This is a genomic window from Streptomyces sp. enrichment culture, assembly GCF_964272895.1.
In the GTDB taxonomy this organism is placed as follows: Bacteria; Actinomycetota; Actinomycetes; order Streptomycetales; family Streptomycetaceae; genus Streptomyces.
In genome coordinates this window covers 2,009,651-2,028,507 of record NZ_OZ186832.1, presented here as the reverse complement: position 1 = coordinate 2,028,507, position 18,857 = coordinate 2,009,651, and the positions used below count along the sequence as shown (strand labels likewise).

General features: G+C 73.9%; 15 protein-coding genes. 8 read left to right on the top strand and 7 right to left on the bottom strand.

Annotated features, from left to right (window positions below; all coding sequences use genetic code 11):
* Positions 1-294: 294 nt before the first annotated feature.
* The 3 genes from ACSU6M_RS09185 to ACSU6M_RS09175 are packed head-to-tail and all read right to left on the bottom strand — an operon-like array spanning position 295 to position 3,972.
* Positions 295-924 carry a TetR/AcrR family transcriptional regulator gene (locus ACSU6M_RS09185; protein ID WP_437068604.1) on the bottom strand — a complete coding sequence of 210 codons (630 nt, stop codon included), beginning with the start codon at positions 922-924 and terminating at the stop codon, positions 295-297.
* A 23-nt stretch (positions 925-947) separates the two neighbouring features.
* Positions 948-3,092, bottom strand: a complete 2,145-nt coding sequence (locus ACSU6M_RS09180; RefSeq protein WP_437068602.1) for a YhgE/Pip family protein — start codon at positions 3,090-3,092, stop codon at positions 948-950.
* Complete coding sequence (locus ACSU6M_RS09175) at positions 3,064-3,972, bottom strand: ATP-binding cassette domain-containing protein (RefSeq protein ID WP_437075065.1); 909 nt, start codon at positions 3,970-3,972, stop codon at positions 3,064-3,066. The genes ACSU6M_RS09180 and ACSU6M_RS09175 overlap by 29 nt, the downstream gene beginning before the upstream one ends.
* A gap of 236 nt (positions 3,973-4,208) precedes the next feature.
* Between ACSU6M_RS09175 and ACSU6M_RS09170 the strand changes: the two genes are divergently transcribed.
* The 3 genes from ACSU6M_RS09170 to ACSU6M_RS09160 all read left to right on the top strand — a co-directional run bounded on the left by ACSU6M_RS09170 (position 4,209) and on the right by ACSU6M_RS09160 (position 6,474).
* Positions 4,209-4,790, top strand: coding sequence for an SAV_6107 family HEPN domain-containing protein (locus ACSU6M_RS09170; RefSeq protein WP_437068601.1), 582 nt, complete (start codon positions 4,209-4,211; stop codon positions 4,788-4,790).
* 243 nt (positions 4,791-5,033) lie between these two features.
* Positions 5,034-5,804 carry a methyltransferase gene (locus ACSU6M_RS09165; protein ID WP_437068600.1) on the top strand — a complete coding sequence of 257 codons (771 nt, stop codon included), beginning with the start codon at positions 5,034-5,036 and terminating at the stop codon, positions 5,802-5,804.
* A gap of 277 nt (positions 5,805-6,081) precedes the next feature.
* Positions 6,082-6,474: a DUF3040 domain-containing protein gene (locus tag ACSU6M_RS09160; RefSeq protein ID WP_437068599.1), complete on the top strand. Its 393-nt coding sequence runs from the start codon at positions 6,082-6,084 to the stop codon at positions 6,472-6,474.
* 439 nt (positions 6,475-6,913) lie between these two features.
* Here the strand turns inward: ACSU6M_RS09160 and ACSU6M_RS09155 are convergent, their stop codons facing one another.
* The 4 genes from ACSU6M_RS09155 to ACSU6M_RS09140 all read right to left on the bottom strand — a co-directional run bounded on the left by ACSU6M_RS09155 (position 6,914) and on the right by ACSU6M_RS09140 (position 12,745).
* On the bottom strand, positions 6,914-9,400 hold the full coding sequence (locus ACSU6M_RS09155) for a transglutaminase TgpA family protein (protein WP_437068597.1): 2,487 nt from the start codon (positions 9,398-9,400) through the stop codon (positions 6,914-6,916).
* The gene (locus tag ACSU6M_RS09150; RefSeq protein WP_437068595.1) at positions 9,397-10,872 is read right to left on the bottom strand and encodes a DUF58 domain-containing protein; all 1,476 of its coding nucleotides are present in this window, start codon (positions 10,870-10,872) and stop codon (positions 9,397-9,399) included. Before ACSU6M_RS09150 ends, ACSU6M_RS09155 begins: the two co-directional genes overlap by 4 nt.
* Entirely contained in the window at positions 10,872-11,906 is a 1,035-nt protein-coding gene (locus ACSU6M_RS09145; protein ID WP_437068594.1) for an AAA family ATPase, read from the bottom strand. The genes ACSU6M_RS09150 and ACSU6M_RS09145 overlap by 1 nt, the downstream gene beginning before the upstream one ends.
* A 287-nt stretch (positions 11,907-12,193) precedes the next feature.
* Complete coding sequence (locus ACSU6M_RS09140) at positions 12,194-12,745, bottom strand: beta-class carbonic anhydrase (RefSeq protein WP_437068593.1); 552 nt, start codon at positions 12,743-12,745, stop codon at positions 12,194-12,196.
* 273 nt (positions 12,746-13,018) lie between these two features.
* On the opposite strand from ACSU6M_RS09140, the gene rsmH reads away from it, so the two are divergent.
* From rsmH to ACSU6M_RS09115, 5 genes are all read left to right on the top strand, one after another.
* Entirely contained in the window at positions 13,019-13,975 is a 957-nt protein-coding gene (gene rsmH, locus ACSU6M_RS09135) for a 16S rRNA (cytosine(1402)-N(4))-methyltransferase RsmH (RefSeq protein ID WP_437068591.1), read from the top strand.
* 86 nt (positions 13,976-14,061) lie between these two features.
* The gene (locus ACSU6M_RS09130) at positions 14,062-14,682 is read left to right on the top strand and encodes a hypothetical protein (protein ID WP_437068590.1); all 621 of its coding nucleotides are present in this window, start codon (positions 14,062-14,064) and stop codon (positions 14,680-14,682) included.
* Positions 14,679-15,185, top strand: coding sequence for a hypothetical protein (locus ACSU6M_RS09125; protein ID WP_437068588.1), 507 nt, complete (start codon positions 14,679-14,681; stop codon positions 15,183-15,185). Before ACSU6M_RS09130 ends, ACSU6M_RS09125 begins: the two co-directional genes overlap by 4 nt.
* A 5-nt stretch (positions 15,186-15,190) precedes the next feature.
* Positions 15,191-17,152 (top strand): peptidoglycan D,D-transpeptidase FtsI family protein, encoded by a 1,962-nt coding sequence (locus ACSU6M_RS09120; RefSeq protein ID WP_437068586.1) that lies wholly within the window; start codon positions 15,191-15,193, stop codon positions 17,150-17,152.
* 183 nt (positions 17,153-17,335) lie between these two features.
* On the top strand, positions 17,336-18,856 hold the full coding sequence (locus ACSU6M_RS09115; RefSeq protein WP_437068584.1) for a UDP-N-acetylmuramoyl-L-alanyl-D-glutamate--2,6-diaminopimelate ligase: 1,521 nt from the start codon (positions 17,336-17,338) through the stop codon (positions 18,854-18,856).
* Position 18,857: the final 1 nt, after the last annotated feature.

Sequence of the window (18,857 nt, the reverse complement as noted above, 5' to 3'; positions counted from 1 at the left end):
TAGGCGCCCGGATGAGTACGTGCACGGATGGGCCGGGACCCGCCCGGACGGGAGAGTGGAGGCACGGAAAGGGGCACGGCACCGGCACCGCCGACACGGGGCGGCGGAACGGTGCGGCCCCGGACCGCTCCTTCCGCCGACCCGCTCGGCGGGAGCGAGACACGGGGGAACCCGGGGGAACGACCGAACGGGGGCCCAACGGGGGAGTACGGGGGAGTACGGAAGCGCTGGTCCGGGACCGGCCCGCGGGGGACGCGGCCAGGACCGGACCGGCGCCTTCCTGTCGTACGGCGTTCAGCGGCGCCCGCTGACCCGCCCCTGGAGCAGCCGGGACAGCGCCGCGTGCACATCGTCCAGCGAGCGCTCCGGCTGGAACGCCTGCCAGTCCAGGGCGGCCACCAGCACCATGCCGACCAGCGCGGCGGCGGTCAGCGGGATGTCGATCTCCTCGCTCAGCTCACCGCTGTCCACGCCCTCGCGCAGCACCCTCTCGACGACGGCCACGGCCTGCTGCCGTACCACCATCAGCGTGGACTGCCAGGCCCGGTTGGTGCGCCACAGCTCGGCGACATACAGCTGGGTGAAGGCCGGATAGCGGTCGATGAAGACCAGCCCGGCGCGGATCATGGCGTCCAGGGCGTCCACCGAACCGCCGCCCGCGCGCGCGGTGCCCTCCGCCGCCTCCCGCAGGGAGTCGGTGAGGAGCCCCACGCCGTGCCGGAGCAGTTCCTCGAAGAGGACGGACTTGCTCGCGAAGTTGTAGTAGACGGTGCCCTTCGCCACCCCGGCACGCTCGGCGATCTCGTCCACCGTGGTGGCGGAGAAGCCCTGCTCGGCGATGAGGGTGACGGCCGCCTCGTAGAGCTTCTGCCGGGTGGCCTCACGACGCGTGCTGCCGCCCGACGCGGCGCTGCTGCTTTCCATGGTCATGATTGTCCCGCGTCCGTTCACAGGCTCAGCTCCGGATGCAGCCGGTCCAGCGTCCACACCTGCTTGCCGCGCGCCGACAGCGCGGTCAGCGCGAGCGCACCGGCCGTGAAGGCGGCCAGCACGGCACAGGCCCCCCACACCGGTTCGAGACCACCGCCGCTGATCAGGCGCCGCAGCGCCTCGACGACGTAGCTCATCGGCAGATAGGGGTGGATCGCGTTGAAGAAGCCGGGGCTGGTCTGCACGGGGTAGGTGCCGCCCGCCGACGTCAGCTGGAGCATCAGCACGGCGAGGACCAGGATCCGCCCGGCCGCCCCGAAGCGGGCGTTGAGCCACTGCACGATCGCCGCGAAGCACGCCGTGACCAGGCACAGGAAGGCCACCGTCCCGGCCGCCCGCGCCATGCGCAGGCCCACCGCCCAGTGCAGCACCGCCATCAGCGCGGCCGTCTGGAGCACGCCAATCGCGACGACCGGCAGCCAGCCCGCCAGCGCGATCCGCCACGCGGAGGCGCCCGCGGCCAGGGCCCGCCGGTTGAGCGGGGCGATCACCATGTAGGCGACCATCGCGCCGACCCACAGCGACAGCGGGATGAAGTACGGGGCGAATCCGGTGCCGTAGTTGGGTGCCTTGTGCAGCGCCTGGTTGACGAGCTGGACGGGGTCGGCCATGACGCCGGTGCGCAGATCGCGTTCGCCCTTGTCGTAGTCGGGGATCCGCGCGGCGCCGTCGTGCAGCCCGTCGGCGAGCCGCACCGAGCCGTCGACCAGCTTGAACAGGCCGCCGTTCAGGTCGTTCGCACCGGCCTTCAGCTCTCCGACGCCCTCGTCCAGGTCGACCGCGCCGGTCTTGGCCGTGCCCAGCCCGGAGTGCAGCTCCTTGGCGCCGGCGGCGACCTTCCCGGCGCCCGCGTTCAGTTCGTTGATCTTCTTGACGGCGTCGTCCAGGTCCTCCGACAGGCGCGGGGCCCGGTCGGCGAGCGCCTGGGCCTGCTTCTGCAGGGCCGCCAGGTGCCGGTCGAGCTTCTTCAGCCGCCCGTCCCCGTCGGAGGCCAGGGACTCCACGACCCCGGCCGCGGCCGCCACATCGGCGGCGGCGTCCTTGGCGGTCCTCAGATCCGGGCAGGCGGGGTCGGGGTCGGGCACGGTCCCGGCCTCGGGCAGGACGTCGCCGAGGGGGCCCGACGGAGAGGGCGCGGGCGCGGGGTTCTCGCACCGCGTGCGGTACACCCCGGCCAGCCGGTCGGAGGCGTCACGGGCGTCCCGCGCGGCGGCCGGTGCGCGGTCGGCCAGGTCGTCCAGGTTGTCGCGGACGGTCCCGGCGGCGTCGGCGACGGCCTGGGCCGTCCTCCCGATGGCCTTCTCGTTCTTCCGGACGAACGGACCCACCTCGTCCGCGTACGTGTTGACCTTGTCGGCGAGCGCCTGCGTCCCCTCGGCGACCTTCGCGGACCCGGTCTGAAGGTCGCCCGCGCCCGTGTGCAGCTTCCCGATGCCCTTGGACAGGGAGCCGCTGCCGCTCTTGGCCTCCTTCAGGCCGTCGGCGAGGTCCTTGGAGCCCTTCTCCGCCTTCCCGATGCCGCCCTTGAGCTTGTCGGCCCCGTCGGCGGCCTTCTCGGTGGCGCCGTGGATGTCGGAGAAGCTGATGAAGATCTTGTCCAGGAACGACCGCGAGGTCTTGGTGGACGCCGCCGTGCGCACCTCGCTGAACACCGTCCGCGAGATCTGGCCGACGATGTAGTTGTTGGCGTCATTGGTCCGCACCTGGAGGGCGCCCGTCCGCGGAGAGTCGCCCGAGCTGGAGGCGATCCGCCGGCTGAAGTCGGCCGGCATGGTCAGCGACAGATAGTAGGTGCCGTCCTCCACGCCCGCGCGGGCCTCCTCGGCGCTCACCTCCCGCCAGTCGAAGACCTCACTCTCCCGCAGCCCCTCGGTGATGTCGTCGCCCGCGCGGATCCTCTTGCCGTCGGCGGTCGCGCCCTTGTCGTCGTTGACCAGCGCCACCGGGATACGGTCCAGCCGGCTGTACGGGTCCCAGAAGGACCACAGGTACAGCGCGCCATACAGCAGCGGCAGCAGCAGAAGCGCGACCAGGGCCGCGCGCGGGAGCTTTCCGCGGCCGAAGCGCCGCAGCTCAAGAGCGGCCAGTCTCGGCGCACGCATCGGCCGCCTCCTTCCCCTCGTCGTCACCGGTCATGGACCCGTCCCCCTCGTCGTCACCGGTCATGGGCCCGTCCCCCTCGTCGTCACCGGTCATGGGTTCGTCGGCCGCGGCCGCGGTCCTGCCGCCGTCGTCCGTCCCGGTGGCCGTGTCCGCCGGGTCGCCCCCCGGCGCCGTCCCGGTGGACACGACCACCGCCCCCTCGGGGGCCTCGCTGCACACGGCCAGCACGGTCGTGCCGTCCGCGGCCAGCGAGCCGAGCAGGGACCAGGCAGCGGCCCGCTCGGCGTCCGACAGCTTGAGGTCGGTGTCGTCCACGCCCAGCAGGCGCGGCCGGCCGATCAGCGCCAGGGCGACGGACAGCCGCAGCGCCTCCAGCCGCTCCAGGTCGCGTACGGCCGTCCGGGAGCCCTTGGGCAGGGCCGCGCGGTCGAGGCCGGCGGCGTCCAGCGCCCGGTCGATCCGCAGCCGCTCCTCGGCGACCCGCTCCCGGCGCGGCCGCAGCAGAGCGCGGACGGAACCGGTGAAGCGGCGCTGGAGCAGCGCCCGTTCGTGCAGGTGCTCACCGACGGTCAGCGCGGGGTCCAGGTCCGTGACCCCGGGCACGTGCGCGAGCGCGCTGATCCGGCGCACGGCCGCCATCCGCCGGGGCAGCTCCAGACCGCCCACGGCGGCGGTGCCCTCGGTGGCCTTCATCCGGCCGGTCAGCGCGAGCAGCAGCGAGGTGCGGCCCGAGCCGGACGGCCCCGCGATCGCGATCAGCGAGCCGGGCGGCGCGTCGACGCCGATCCCGCGGAACGCCCATCCGCGGGGGCCCCGCACCCCGAAGCCGCGGGCCACCACGGCCGCACCGCGGTCGTCACCGGCCTCGGCGTCCCGCATGCCCTCCCCGCCCTCGGCCACGCTGCGCCCGTCCTCCCCCATGCCCTCCCCTTGCCTCGCCCGCCGGCAGCGGGGCCCAGTGTTTTGGACTGACTGGTCAGTGCAAAAGCTAGCCCGAACCTTCGATCGAGGCAAAAGCCCAGGTCAGAACGGATTGTCAGTGGCATACCCCACGATGGGCACATACGGCACCCCGTATCAGGACGTGCCGTCACGCAGACGACAGGAGGTTCGTCATGGCCAGCTACCACGCAGCCGCCGCCCGTCGGCGCCGCGCCACCGGCCCTGCCCCCTCACTGACCGGCCCGGCGAGCGACGTGCACCCCGTGCTGCGCCGCTCCTCGGCTCCTCCCGCCGCCCTCGACCTGCTCGCCCAGGCCCGCGCCGGACTCGACGAGGCCGCCGTCCTGGAGACCGCCAACGAGCGCTACGCCACCGCCCACCTCGCCGCGCTGCGCACCGCCGCGGCCGTCCTCGCCGCCCGCGGCCGCCCCGAGACCAGTCCCAGGCGCCGCGCCCGCATCCGGAGCGCCTGGGAAGTGCTCCCCGAGATAGCGCCCGAGCTCACCGAGTGGAGCGCCCTGTTCGCCTCCGGCGCCTCCCGCCGCGCCCGCGCCGAGGCGGGCATCCAGGGCGCGGCCAGCCGCCGGGACGCCGACGACCTCATACGCGACGTGGCGATGTTCCTGCGCATCGTCGAGCGGATGCTGGTCCTCCAGCCGGTCCTGCCCCAGCCGCGCCCCGACACGGACACAGCGGCCGCGCCACGACCGCCGACCCCCGGCGAGGCGCACCCCGAGATGCCGGACGCGGGGTGAGACCGCGGCGGCGAGTCGCCGGCGCCGGCGTGGACGCCCGCCGTCCGGGCCCCGCGCGGCCGTCCCGGCGTCTCGCAGTGCGGACCCATGCCTCCGGTACGCAACGGCGATGACCTGCTGTGGCGTCCGAGGCAATAGGGTGGAGTCGCCTGAAGCCCTCCCTTCCCGTCACCCGGGGTGCCGCGAGGGTGCCCGTTCGCTCCGCCCCGTACGTGGCGGTGCCGCGCCGAGGAGTCAACTGCCGTGTCGGACCCGATGCGACCCCGTTCCTCTCTCCGTACCGCCGTGGTCTGGGAGGTCCTCCGGGACGCCCTGGACCGTCGGGTCAAGGCCACGGGCCGGGAGTCGCTGGACGTCCTCGACACGGGGGGCGGCAGCGGCAACTTCGCGGTGCCCGCGGCCCGCCTCGGCCACCGCGTCACCGTCGTCGACCCGAGCCCCAACGCGCTGTTCGCCCTGGAGCGCCGCGCCGCCGAGGCCGGGGTCGCCGACCGGGTGAAGGGCGTGCAGGGCGACGCCCACGGCCTGTTCGACGTGGTCGAGCGCGGTGGCTACGACGTGGTGCTGTGCCACGGCGTGCTGGAGTACGTCGACGACCCGGCCGAGGGCGTCCGCAACGCGGTGGCCGCGCTGCGGTCCGAGGGCGTCCTCAGCGTGCTCGCCGCCGGGCTCGGCGGTGCCGTGCTGGCCCGTGCCCTCGCGGGGCACTTCAAGGAGGCCAAGCACGCGCTGGAGGACCCGGCCGGCCGCTGGGGCCAGGGCGACCCGATGCCGCGCCGCTTCACCGCCGAACAGCTCACCGGACTCGTCGAGGGCGCGGGCCTCGCCGTCGGCGCGGTCCATGGCGTGCGGGTGTTCGCCGACCTCGTCCCCGGAGTGCTGGTGGACACCGAGCCGGGCGCCATGGAAGCCCTGCTCAAGCTGGAGGAGGCGGCGGCCGAACTGCCCGCGTTCCATGCGGTGGCCACGCAGCTGCATGTGCTCGGTGAGACCAGAGGGACCGGCGAGGTCTGAGCGGTAGCTGTGGCGCCCCGCTGATCAGCGGGCACGGCTCCGGATGGAGTGCGCCACAGGCCCCCCGATCGGGCGGTTCCCGCCGTATGATCGAGGGAGACCGCCCTGGCATGACGGGTCGGCCGCCGGGGAATGGACACCTCAGCGGGCCGGTACGCCGTGACGGGAACCGGTTGGCCAATTGGCGCAGAGGGGCGGGTTTCACGGGGGCGATTCCCTGCCTATCCTGAAGAGACCCCCCGAGTCGCCCCGGCGACTGCACGATGAGGAGGACTCCGTGCCGCTCTCGGAGCACGAGCAGCGCATGCTCGAGCAGATGGAGCGAGCGCTGTACGCCGAAGATCCCAAGTTCGCGACAGCGCTTGAGGGAAGCGGGCTGCGTACGTACACCCGGCGACGGGTCTACCAGGCGGTCGCGGGCTTCCTCGTAGGTATCGCGCTCCTCATGGCCGGAATGGTCGCCAAGCAGGTGTGGCTCAGCGTGGTGGGCTTCCTCGTCATGCTGGGCTGTGCGGTACTCGCGGTGACCGGCTGGCGCAAGGCCCCCCGGCCCGGTGAGCAGCACGCCGCCGGTCCCCAGGGTGGTCGGCAGGGCCACCATCAGCGGCGTTCGATGATGGATCGCATCGAACAGCGCTGGCAGCGGCGCCGCGACGAGCAGGGCCACTGAACCGCGACCTCGCTCCTTCGACGTAGACATGCGTGAGGGGGTTGCCGCAGATGAGCGGCAACCCCCTCACGCATGCGTGCAGGCCGGGTGAGACCCGGCCCGCCCTACCGGGAAGGGTGCCCGAGCCTTCGATCCCGCGCCCGCTCACGCGTACGGCCCACCCGCCCGGCTCCGATCACGCGGTGCCCTGCGCACGTCGCCGCATCGGCACCCGGCCGCCGGCCGGCCGCACCTCCGAGGGGCGTCGCGGCCTCGGCGCGCGCAGCCCGTCACCCCAGCCCGCCCCGCCCGACGCCCGCGGCCAGACCGGGCCCGTACGGGGCGGCGGCCCGGCTCCCGCCCCACCGCTCGGCACGGCTCGCGTCACCCCCTGGCCCCATGAACGCGGCCCCGGCACGGAAAGCGTCGTGTCGGGGCCGCGTTCTGGAGCGGGGTGCCGTCAGGTGCTGTGCTGGTCGGACGGTCTGCGCAGCAGGGCCGTCAGGCGGGCGGACAGCCGTTGCTTGAAGGCCGTCCAGCGGTCGGTGAGGTCCCAGACCGCCCGGATGGCGGAACGCGGGGCGACGACCGCGCGGACCCGGGTCGAGCGGCTGACCCGCGACCGCAGCGCGACCCGCAGCCGGCGGACGTCGTCGGCGAGCCCGGACACGGCCTGGGGCCGCGGGGCGAACAGCACCTGCTCGACCGCTCCGGCCACGCGGTGCACGGACTGGGCCGCCGCCTCGTCCAGCTGTCCGAGCCGGACGATCCGCGCGGCCGCCTTGCGCGGGGTGAGCGCGTCGTCCGGGGGGATGCCGTAGTCCCACGCGGTGTCGGTGAGCTCGCGCCAGACGGCGAGCACATGCCCGGCGGCCACCTCGGCCGAGGCCCCCTCGGGCGACGGCACAGCACCCGGCGGCAGCACCGTCACGTCGACCCCGTCGTCGGACGGCGGCGGCGCGGACGGCGTGTGCCGGGCCGAGGCGAGGCGCACCGCGCGCCTTCTGAGCCGATACAGCATCGGCGCCAGCGGCACCGCGACGAGCACCAGCCCCAGCAGCACCCAGCCGGTGGTCTCGTACCAGGGCGCCCCCTCGTCCGCCGAGGAGCCCGGGTCCAGCGGCAGGGCGCCCGCACATGCCTCCAGCCGCTTGTCCTCCGCCGAGCAGCTCGCACTCTCCGAGGGCTCCGCGGAGGGCGCCGCGTCCGTCGGACGGGCGTCCTCCGGCAGCTCGGGATCGTTGCCGCCCGAGCTCTCCGGAACGGTGTACGGGGGGACCGAGCCGCGGGTCGGGGTGGGCTCGAAGCGGGTCCAGCCCACGCCCTCGAAGTACAGCTCCGGCCAGGCGTGCGCGTCGCGCAGCCCCACCGTCACCGTGCGGTCCGCCTGCGGCGTGCCCGGCGCGAAACCGACCGCGACCCGGGCCGGAATGCCCAGCGTGCGGGCCATGGTGGCCATCGCGAACGAGTAGTGGACGCAGAAACCCCGCTTGTCGCGCAGGAACCGGGCGATCGCCTGCCGGTCGTCGCCGACCTCCACCTCGGTGTCGTACTGGAACCCGCCGGTCAGGGAGAAGTACTCCTGGAGCGCGACCGCCTGTTCATAAGGGTTCTTCGCGTCCGCGGCCTCGGTGACCTCACGGGCCGTGCGGGCCACCACCGACGGCACCGAGTCCGGCACCTCGGTGTACGGGCGCTCGATCGAGGACGGCGGCTCCGGGGCGTCGGCCAGCTGCCGGGACGTCGGCCGCACCTCCAGGGAGCGCACCTCGTAGGTCTTGCCGCGGGTGTTCTCGCCGCGGTCGCCGACCACCGTCATGCCGATCGGCTCGTAGCGCCAGCGGCCGTCGATGTCCACGCCGCTCGGCGGATACGGCATCGGCAGCCAGTCCTGCGCGTACCAGTCGGCGGCGGCGATCCGGGTGCGCACCTCGGTGCGCCGGATGTCCGGGCCGAGCCCGGTCGGCGTGGGGAACTCGTCCGGCACGCCGACGATCTGCCGCTTGGCGGGCTTCCACGTGGAGCCGTCGAACTCGTCCAGGGACACGATCCGCAGATACATGCCGGACACGTCCTCGGAGTTGGTGCGCAGCACCAGCACCGTGCGGTCCTCGTCCACGTTCAGGCTGTCGCGCAGCGAGACCAGCGGGTTGATCGCGGAGATCGTGCCGCCGCCCCCGCCGCCGGGCCCCACGCCGCCCCCGGCCGTGTCCAGCAGGCCGCCCTGCATCGAGGGCAGGCCCAGCGGCACCACCAGGGCCACGCCCAGCGCCACCGCACCGATCCGCCGCCCGGTGCGCACCGGCGCCACCGCGCCGCCGGGGGCGCTCAGGGAGCCCGGGGTGCGCGGGCCGCCGGCGAAGACCCGGCCCCACTGGGACAGCCGCTCACGGCCCTCGGCCAGCAGCAGCATCAGATAGCCCGCCGCCGCCAGCAGGAACCACACCCAGCCGCCGGCGCCGTCGGCCAGCCCCGCGGCGACCGAGTACAGCGCGAGCAGCGGCAGTCCGGCCGGGGCCGCGCTGCGGAAGGTCACCGCCAGGGCGTCGACCAGCAGACCGATCAGCAGCACCCCGCCGACCATCATCAGCTGGATGCCGTCCGACATGGGCGCCGGGATCGCGTACCGCTCGACGTCCTGTGTGCCCTGCTCGAACAGATCGGCGAACCGGCGGAACGTCTCCGGTCCCGGAAGCACCCCCGCGACGGCCTGCTCGCGGGCGAAGGACAGGGTGAGCAGCAGCAGCGACACCAGCGCCTGCGCCGCCACGGTGAGGGCCCGCGCCAGCGGGACCCTGCGGGCGGCCGCACCGACGGCCGACTGCACGGTGAGCAGCAGCGCGGCGTGCAGCAGCCATCCGGGTGTGTCGACGAGGGGCAGCAGGGCGCAGGACGCCAGGAGGGTCGCGGCGAGGGCGCACAGGGCGATGCGTGCGCGGGTGCTCATGGGCGCGCCTCCCCGTGGGTGCTTCGCGCGGTGCGCGGCTGCTGGTCGTGGTGGGCCCGTCGTGTGGTTCCCCGCGCCCCCGCGGGCATGCTGTCGCCGGCGCCGGGAACGCTCGCTCCGGCCATCGACACCACGCCCGAGCGCTCGCGGTCCGCCTGGCGCCACAGGTCCGCCAGCGCGACGCCCCTGGGTACCGCCAGTGCCGTCCAGCCGGCCTCCCGCAGCAGCCGCAGCCGCTCCTCGGCGCGGTTGCCCGCCACCGGTACGTCGGACGGCTCACGGGTCCAGGTGTCGCTGTCCAGCACGAAGGCGAGCGCGCCTCCGCTGCGCCGGCTCATCTTGGCGGCGATCGCGGCCTGCTCCTGGTCGAGGTCGCCGAAGAACGCCACCAGCAGCCCCTCGTTGCCGCCGCGCAGCACGTCGTAGGCGCGGGACAGACCGGTGCCGTCGGAGTGGTCGATCACCGCGAGGGTGTCCATCATCAGCCCGGCCGCGTCCGCCGACTCCTGGCTGGCGCCCGCGAACCCGTCGGCGCCCTCGCCCGGCACCGAACTGCCGGTGTCCGTCAGCAGCCGTACCGAGAAGCCCCGTTCCAGCATGTGCACCAGCACCGAGGCGGTGCCCGACACCGCCCACTCGAAGGCCGAGTCGGGGCCCGCCCCCCGGTAGGCGAGCCCGCGCGTGTCCAGCAGCACCGTGCAGCGCGAACGCTGCGGCTGCTCCTCGCGGCGCACCATCAGCTCGCCGTACCGCGCGGTGGAGCGCCAGTGCACGCGGCGCAGATCGTCGCCGTAGCGGTAGCCGCGCGGGATCACGTCGTCCTCGCCGGCCAGCGCCAGGGAGCGCTGCCGTCCGTCGCCGTACCCGGTCGCCTCACCGGCCAGCCGCACCGGCGGCAGCGGCTCCACGCGCGGGATCACCGTCAGGGTGTCGTACGCGGAGAAGGACCGGGTCAGTTCGCACAGGCCGAACGGGTCGGTCAGGCGCAGCTGGAGCGGGCCCAGCGGATAGCGGCCGCGCAGGTCGGAGCGGACCCGGTAGGAGACCTCGCGGCGGCCGCCCGGCTCCACCCGGTCCAGCACGAAGCGGGGGCGCGGCCCGAGGACGTAGGGCACCCGGTCCTGGAGCATCAGCAGACCGGTGGGCAGCCGCGAGACATTGTCGATGCGCAGGTGGACCCGCGCCTCGGAGGCGGCGGGCACGCGCGCGGGGGACAGGCGGCGGCTGCCCGCCACCCGGTAGCGGGTGCGGTACAGGACGGTCGCGCACACCAGCGGCAGCACGGCGAGCAGCAGACCGACCCGCAGCAGGTCGCTCTGGCCGAGCACATACGCGCACACGGCCGCCGCGACGCCCGCGGCCAGGAAGGAGCGCCCGCGGGTGGTGAGGCCGGCCAGCGCGGTGCGGACCGCGCCCTTGCCACCGCCCTCCGCCTCCGCGTGGCTCAGCCCCTTCGTCGCCGGGTCGCTCATCACAGCCTCCGCGGCGGCTGCTGCGGGTAGGCCGGAGCGGCGCCGCCCATCCCGTAGCCGTGCTGCTGGGGCGCCTGGGGAACCGGCGTGTGCTGGAGGATCTCCTGGACGACCTGCTCGGAGGTGCGGCGGTTGAGCTGGGCCTGCGCGGTGGGCAGCAGCCGGTGGGCCAGGACGGCGACGGCGAGGGCCTGGACGTCGTCCGGCAGCGCGTACTCCCGGCCGCTGAGGGCCGCGGACGCCTTCGCCGCGCGCAGCAGATGCAGCGTGGCGCGCGGGGAGGCGCCGAGCCTGAGGTCGGGATGGGTGCGGGTGGCGCCGACCAGGTCGACGGCGTAGCGCCGGACGGTGTCGGCGACATGGACGCCGCGCACGGCTTCGACCAGCTTCACGATCTCGTGCGCGTGGGCCACCGGCTGGAGGTCGTCCAGCGGGTTGACGCCGCCGTGCACGTCGAGCATCTGCAGCTCGGCCTCGGCGCTGGGGTAGCCGATGGAGACCCGGGCCATGAAGCGGTCGCGCTGGGCCTCCGGCAGCGGGTAGGTGCCCTCCATCTCGACCGGGTTCTGGGTGGCCACCACCATGAAGGGGCTGGGCAGCTCGTAGGTCTGGCCGTCGATGGTGACCTGGCGCTCCTCCATGGACTCAAGGAGGGCGGACTGGGTCTTGGGCGAGGCGCGGTTGATCTCGTCGCCGATCACGATCTGCGCGAAGATCGCACCCGGCTTGAACTCGAAGTCCCGGCGCTGCTGGTCCCAGATGGACACACCCGTGATGTCCGAGGGCAGCAGGTCGGGGGTGAACTGGATGCGCCGCACCGAGCAGTCGATGGACCGCGCGAGGGCCTTGGCCAGCATGGTCTTGCCGACGCCCGGAACGTCCTCGATCAGCAGGTGCCCCTCGGCGAGCAGCACGGTCAGCGAGAGCCGGACGACCTCGGGCTTGCCCTCGATCACCGCTTCCACCGAGCTGCGCACCCGCTCCACAGTGGCGGTCAGATCTGTGAGGCTCGCTCGATCGTCATAGGTCGTCACCCGGCCCTCCTCGGCACGTTCACTTTGCCGGGCCGACGCTCTGCGACGCGAAACCGGCCCACCCCGAAACACGGACAGCACGCGAGAAAAGTTCCGCGTGACGCCACAACCGCATTCTTGTTGCCGTTACCGGTTCGTGTCACTCGACTGTGGACAACTGGCCGCGATATGTCGGGCCTTAGGACCTTTTGTGTCCTGAAGAGCCGGGAATCGGCGCAGGATGGGCCCCTGCGGCCGGTCTCTCCGGCCGGCCTCTGCGAGTGGTCCTGCGGCCGGTCTGCCCCGGCTCAGCCTGCCGGGTCGATCTCGCGCAGCAGGCCGGTCTTCACATCGAAGACGAATCCCCGCACGTCATCGGTGTGCAGCAGGAACGGCGAGGTGCGCACCCGCTGCATCGACTGCCGTACGTCCTGGTCGACGTCCCGGAACGCCTCCACCGCCCAGGCGGGCCGCTGTCCGACCTCCATCTCCAGATCGTGCCGGAACTCCTCGGTGAGGGTCTCCAGACCGCACCCGGTGTGGTGGATGAGGACCACGCTGCGGGTGCCGAGGGCGCGCTGGCTGATGGTGAGCGAACGGATCACGTCGTCGGTGACCACACCGCCGGCGTTGCGGATGGTGTGGCAGTCGCCGAGCTCCAGACCCAGCGCGGCGTGCAGGTCGAGACGGGCGTCCATGCAGGCCACGACGGCGACCTGGAGAACGGGGCGGGCGTCCATCCCCGGGTCGGCGAAGGCGGCGGCGTACCGCGCGTTCGCCTCGACGAGACGGTCGGTGACCGTGCCGACGCGGGTCGCGGAGCCCTCGGAGCCGGTGGGAACCGATGCGGAAGTCGTCATGGTGACGACCGTACTGGTCACCGCTGGTCCGAGCCTGGTGTGAGGACGGACAAAGGACGCCATCGAGTTGTCGCTGTGAGGCAATGCACACAGGCGGTACGACGGGGCTCACGGGGCCCGCCGCCACGCGCGGGCCGGTTGATTGACCGCAAGACAGGGTGGACTAAAGTGACGCGAAGCGGGAGGCCCGGCCATGCCCGCTTCCGACTTCTTCCCCACGAGGGCGGGGACCCGGCGGTGCGTGCGGCTCCCGCCGGACCTGAGAGGGCCCCCTTGAGCAACAGTCGACACGTCCCGGTGATGCTCCAGCGCTGCCTGGACCTGTTGGCCCCCGCCCTGCGACAGCCCGGCGCGGTGGTCGTCGACTGCACCCTCGGCCTCGGCGGCCACAGCGAGGCGCTGCTGCGGCAGTTCCCCGAGGCCCGTCTCGTCGCCCTCGACCGCGACACGGAGGCGCTGCGGCTGTCCGGCGAGCGCCTCGCCCCGTACGGGGAGCGCGCGACCCTCGTGCACGCCGTCTACGACGAGCTGCCCGAGGTGCTGCACCGGCTCGGCATCCCGCGCGTGCAGGGCGTGCTGTTCGACCTGGGGGTCTCCTCCATGCAGCTCGACGAGGCCGACCGCGGCTTCGCCTACGCGCAGGACGCTCCGCTGGACATGCGGATGGACCAGACGACGGGGATCAGCGCGGCGGAGGTGCTGAACACCTACCCGCCCGGTGAGCTGGTACGGATCCTGCGGGCGTACGGCGAGGAGAAGCAGGCCAAGCGGATCGTGGCCGCGATCGTGCGCGAGCGCGAGAAGGAGCCGTTCAGCAACAGCGCCCGGCTGGTCGAGCTGATCCGCGACGCCCTGCCGCAGGCCGCCAAGCGCACCGGCGGCAACCCGGCCAAGCGCACCTTCCAGGCCCTGCGGATCGAGGTCAACGGCGAGCTGTCCGTGCTGGAGCGGGCGATCCCCGGCGCGGTGAAGGCACTCGCGGTGGGCGGACGGATCGCCGTCCTGTCGTACCACTCGCTGGAGGACCGGCTGGTCAAGCAGGTCTTCGCGGCCGGCGCCGCCTCCACGGCGCCGCCCGGGCTGCCTGTCGTCCCCGAGCGCTACCAGCCCCGGCTCAAGCTGCTCACGCGCGGTGCCGAACTTCCCACCGAGGAGGAGATCGCCGAGAACAAGCGCGCGGCTCCGGCACGACTGCGCGGCGCCGAGCGCATCAGGGAGGACGTGGAGTGAGCGAACCGAAGGGGCGGGCGCCGGAACGGACTCCGGCACGGGCGAGCACGGCAGCGCGCCCGCGGGGGGCTACCGCGGGGGAGCGCGTGCACCGGGTCTCCGCGCCGGGGGCGCGTTCCGGGCAGGGCGCGGCGGCCGGGATCCCCGCGCGCGCGGCGCGTCCCGACCGGGGCGCCGACCTGACCGCCGTACACACCGCGCGGGCAGGCCGGCCCGCGCACCGCCTCCCCGCCCCGGCGGCCCGCCCGTCGCACGGCGGAGCCCTCACGCTCGCGGCCCGCCCGTCGCACGGCGGAGCCCTCATCCGGGCGGCCCGCCCGTCGTACGGCAACCCGCCCGCCCCGGCGGCCCGCCCGTCGTACGGCAGCCCCCGTACCTCGGCAGCCCGCCCGTCGTACGGCGACACGTCCGCCCCGGCGGCCCGCCCGTCGTTCGGCAGCCCCCGTACCTCGGCGGCCCGCCCGTCGTACGGCAACCCGCCCACCCCGGCGGCCCGCCCGTCGTTCGGCAGCCCCCGTACCCCGGCAGCCCCCCTGCCGCACGGCAGCACCCCCGCCCTCGCGGTGCGCCCCGCGCCCCACGCCGGACGCGCCCGTGCCGGACAGCCCCCGTACGCCCCCGCCCCCGAGGTGTGTCCGCAGCGAGTCGCCCCCGTGGTCCCCGTCCTCCCCGTCGGGATCCGGGCGTGGCGAAGGGAGGGCCGGTGAGCAGGAAACCCGAGTTGAAGGGCCGGGCCGCGCGGCTGGCGCAGATCTTTCCGGCGGGGCCCGGGCAGGCCGCCCGTACCCCCTTCGTGCTCCTCGTCGTCCTGCTCCTCGGCGGCGGTCTGATCGGCCTGCTGGTGCTGAACTCCGCGCTGAGCGAGGGCTCGTTCCGGCTGGACGACCTGCAGAAGGCCACCAAGGACCTCACCGACCAGGAGCAGGCGCTCCAGCGCGACATCGACGCCTACTCCGCCCCGGACGCCCTCCAGCGCCGCGCCCGAGAGCTCGGCATGGTCCCCGGCGGTGACCCGGCGTTCCTGGCCCCCGACGGCAGCGTCAAGGGCGTCCCCTCCCCGGCCGCGGCCCCGCAGCAGGTGACCGTGCCCGACCCGCTCGCCCTCGCCCCCGAGGCGATGCCGTCGGCACCCGCGCCCGCCCCCACCGCACCCGCGGCGCCCCCCACCGCTCAGCCCCCGACCACCCCCACCCCGACCCCCGGCAGGTGACGGAAGTGTCCGACAGGGAACCCCCGCGCCGCCGCGTGCCCGGGCCCGCACGGCCCGGCGTCCGTTCGGCGGGGCACCGGCCCCAGCGGCCCGGCGCGCGCCCCGTCCGGCGGCCGGCGGTACCGCGCCCCGCGGGACCGCGGCCGCTGCGGCTGGGCAGCCCGCGGCCCCGGCTGCGCATGGTCGGGCTCGCGCTGACGCTGGTCCTGCTGGTCTTCGTCGTCCGGCTGCTGCAGGTGCAGGCGGTCGACGCCGGCACCTACGCGGCGATGGCCGAACAGAACCGCTACGTCGGCCAGGTGCTGGCCGCCGAGCGCGGCGAGATCACCGACCGCGCCGGCGTGGCCCTCGCCACCAGCGTGGACGCGTACGACATCACGGCCGATCCCACCCTGTTCAACCGCGAGACCCTGAAGATCGACGACGGGCCGGAGCAGGCCGCCGCCCTGCTCGCGCCGATCCTCGGCCAGGACCAGGCGGACCTGGTGAAGAAGCTGCGGCCGGAGAACAAGAAGCTGCGCTACGCCCTGCTGGCCAGCCGCCAGACCCCGCTGGTCTGGCAGCAGATCAAGGACCTGAAGTCGGCCCTCGCCACCAAGGCCCAGACCGACCCCACCACCGCCAATGTGCTGGCCGGCGTCCTCGCCGTCCCCAGCAGCAAGCGCGTGTACCCCAACGGGGACCTCGCCGCCGGGATACTGGGCTGGGTCAACGCCGAGGGCAAGGGCGGCGGCGGCATCGAGCAGCAGCTGGACAAGCAGCTGGCCGGCAAGGACGGCAAGATCCGCTATGCCCAGTCCGGCGGCCGCCAGGTGCCCACCGCGGGCTCCACCGAGACGCCCGCCGTGCCCGGCTCCGACATCGAGCTGACCATCGACCGGGACATCCAGTGGGCCGCGCAGAACGCCATCAGCGAGCAGGTGCGCAAGTCCCGGGCGGACCGCGGCTATGTCATCGTCCAGGACACCCGCACCGGCGAGATCCTCGCCATGGCCAACGCCCCCGGCTTCGACCCCAACGACCTCAGCCGGGCCGACCCGAACGCCCTGGCCAACGCGGCCCTGCTGGACGCGTACGAACCCGGCTCCACCGCCAAGGTCATCTCCATGGCCGCGGTGCTGGAGGAGGGCGTCGCCACCCCCGAGACGCATGTGATCGTGCCCAACCGGCTGCACCGCGGCGACCGGCTGTTCAAGGACGACATCGACCACGAGACCTGGTACCTCACGCTCAACGGCGTGCTCGCCAAGTCCAGCAACATCGGCACCATCCTCGCCACCGGCCAGCTCGGCAAGACCCAGCCCGAGGTCAACCGGGTCCTGTACTCCTACCTGCGCAAGTTCGGTTTCGGCCGCTACACCGGCCTGGACTTCCCCGGCGAGACCCCCGGCATCCTCGCGCCGCCCGACAAGTGGTCCACCTCGCAGCAGTTCACGATCCCTTTCGGCCAGGGCGTCTCCATCAACGCCGTCCAGGCCGCCTCCGTCTACTCGACCATCGCCAACGGCGGCGTCCGGATCGAACCGACGCTCGTCCGCGGCACCAAGGGCCCCGACGGGCGCTTCACCCCCGCCCCGGAACCCGAGAAGAGCCGGGTGATCAGCGAGAAGACCGCCAAGACGCTCGCCCGGATGCTGGAGTCCGTCGTGGACGACGAGCAGGGCACCGGCACCAAGGCCCGCATCCCCGGCTACCGGGTCGCGGGCAAGACCGGTACGGCCAACCGCGTGGATCCGGCCACCGGCAAGTACCACGGCTACACGTCCTCCTTCGCCGGGTTCGCCCCCGCCGACAAGCCTCGTATCACCGTCTACTGCGCCATCCAGAACGCCACCGAGGGCGACTACTTCGGCGGCCAGATCTGCGGTCCCATCTACAAGAAGGTGATGGCCTTCGCCCTGAAGACCCTCCAGGTCCCGCCCACCGGAGCCGCCCCCGCCCGGCTGCCCGTCGAGTACACGCCCTGACCCCGACCGACCCGACCTGATCAGCACGGAACATCCAGGAACGAGCTCGTGACAACGATCACCCCCGATCCCGGGAACCAGAGCGCCCCCCGCCCCTCACTTCGCCCCGGAGCGGGTGCGCCCGGTACGCTCACCGCCGTGCCACACGCTGATCAGTCCCGAACCACCCAGAAGGGCGCTCCCGTGACCTACCCGGGACCGCCGCGACCGGCCCGGGTGCCCGCCACACCCCTCGCGGAGCTCGCCGGCCGGCTGGGTGCCCCCGCGCCCGAGGGCGCCGCCGAGGTCACGGGCATCACCCATGACTCGCGCGCCGTCCGCCCCGGCGACCTGTACGCGGCCCTGCCGGGCGCCCGCGCGCACGGCGCCGACTTCGTCGCGCAGGCGGCGGGCCTGGGCGCCGCGGCCGTGCTGACCGACCCCTCCGGCGCCGAGCGCGCCGCGGCCACCGGTCTGCCCGTGCTGGTGGTGGACGACCCGCGCGCGCGGATGGGCGAGCTGGCCGCCGACATCTACGGCCGGCCCGGCGAGGAGCTGCTGCAGATCGGCATCACCGGCACCTCCGGCAAGACCACCACCGCCTACCTCGTCGAGGGCGGCCTGAAGACCTCCCGCAGCACCGGTCTCATCGGCACGGTGGAGATGCGCATCGGCGACGAGCGCATCAAGTCCGAGCGCACCACCCCCGAAGCCACCGACCTGCAGGCCCTGTTCGCGGTCATGCGCGAGCGCGGCGTCGAGGCGGTCGCGATGGAGGTCTCCAGCCACGCCCTGGTCCTCGGCCGGGTCGACGGCTGCGTCTTCGACATCGCGCTCTTCAACAACCTCAGCCCGGAGCACATGGAGTTCCACTCCGGCATGGAGGACTACTTCCAGGCCAAGGCTCAGCTGTTCACGCCGAAACGCAGCAGGCTCGGCGTGGTCAACGTCGACGACGAGTACGGCCGCCGGCTCGCCAAGGAGGCGACCGTCCCGGTCGTCACCTACTCCGCCGAGGGCCACCCGGACGCCGACTGGCGCGCCGAGGACGTCGAAGTGGGCCCGATGGACTCCACGTTCACCGTGCTCGGCCCGAACGGCGAGCGCGTCGCCGCCAGGGCGCCGCTGCCCGGCCCGTTCAACGTGGCCAACACCCTCGCCGCGATCGTCGCCCTGGCCGTCGCCGGCCTCGACCCGCAGACCGCCGCCGACGGTGTCGCGGCCGTGCCGGGGGTCCCCGGCCGCCTGGAGCGCGTGGACGCCGGCCAGGACTACCTCGCGGTCGTCGACTACGCGCACAAGACCGACGCGGTCGAGTCGGTGCTCAAGGCGCTGCGCAAGGTCACCAAGGGCAAGCTGCACATCGTCCTCGGCTGCGGCGGCGACCGTGACACCACCAAGCGCGCCCCGATGGGCGCCGCCGCGGCCCGGTTCGCCGACACGGCCGTACTGACCTCCGACAACCCCCGCTCCGAGGACCCCCTCGCGATCCTCGCCACCATGCTCCAGGGCGCGGCGTCCGTGCCGGCGCACGAGCGCGGCGAGGTGCTCCTCTTCGAGGACCGGGCGGCCGCGATCGCCGCCGCCGTGCAGCGCGCACGGCCCGGGGACACCGTGCTCGTCGCGGGCAAGGGTCATGAGCAGGGCCAGGACATCGCCGGCGTGGTCCGTCCCTTCGACGACCGCCAGGTGCTTCGCGAAGCTATCCAGAAGACCCAGGGATGAA

Coding starts and splice junctions, on each gene's coding strand:
- ACSU6M_RS09150 (WP_437068595.1), bottom strand. CDS start 10,872: ATGAGCGACCCGGCGACGAAGGGGCTGAGCCACGCGGAGGCGGAGGGC.
- ACSU6M_RS09170 (WP_437068601.1), top strand. CDS start 4,209: ATGGCCAGCTACCACGCAGCCGCCGCCCGTCGGCGCCGCGCCACCGGC.
- ACSU6M_RS09155 (WP_437068597.1), bottom strand. CDS start 9,400: ATGAGCACCCGCGCACGCATCGCCCTGTGCGCCCTCGCCGCGACCCTC.
- ACSU6M_RS09140 (WP_437068593.1), bottom strand. CDS start 12,745: ATGACGACTTCCGCATCGGTTCCCACCGGCTCCGAGGGCTCCGCGACC.
- ACSU6M_RS09185 (WP_437068604.1), bottom strand. CDS start 924: ATGGAAAGCAGCAGCGCCGCGTCGGGCGGCAGCACGCGTCGTGAGGCC.
- ACSU6M_RS09175 (WP_437075065.1), bottom strand. CDS start 3,972: ATGCGGGACGCCGAGGCCGGTGACGACCGCGGTGCGGCCGTGGTGGCC.
- ACSU6M_RS09180 (WP_437068602.1), bottom strand. CDS start 3,092: ATGCGTGCGCCGAGACTGGCCGCTCTTGAGCTGCGGCGCTTCGGCCGC.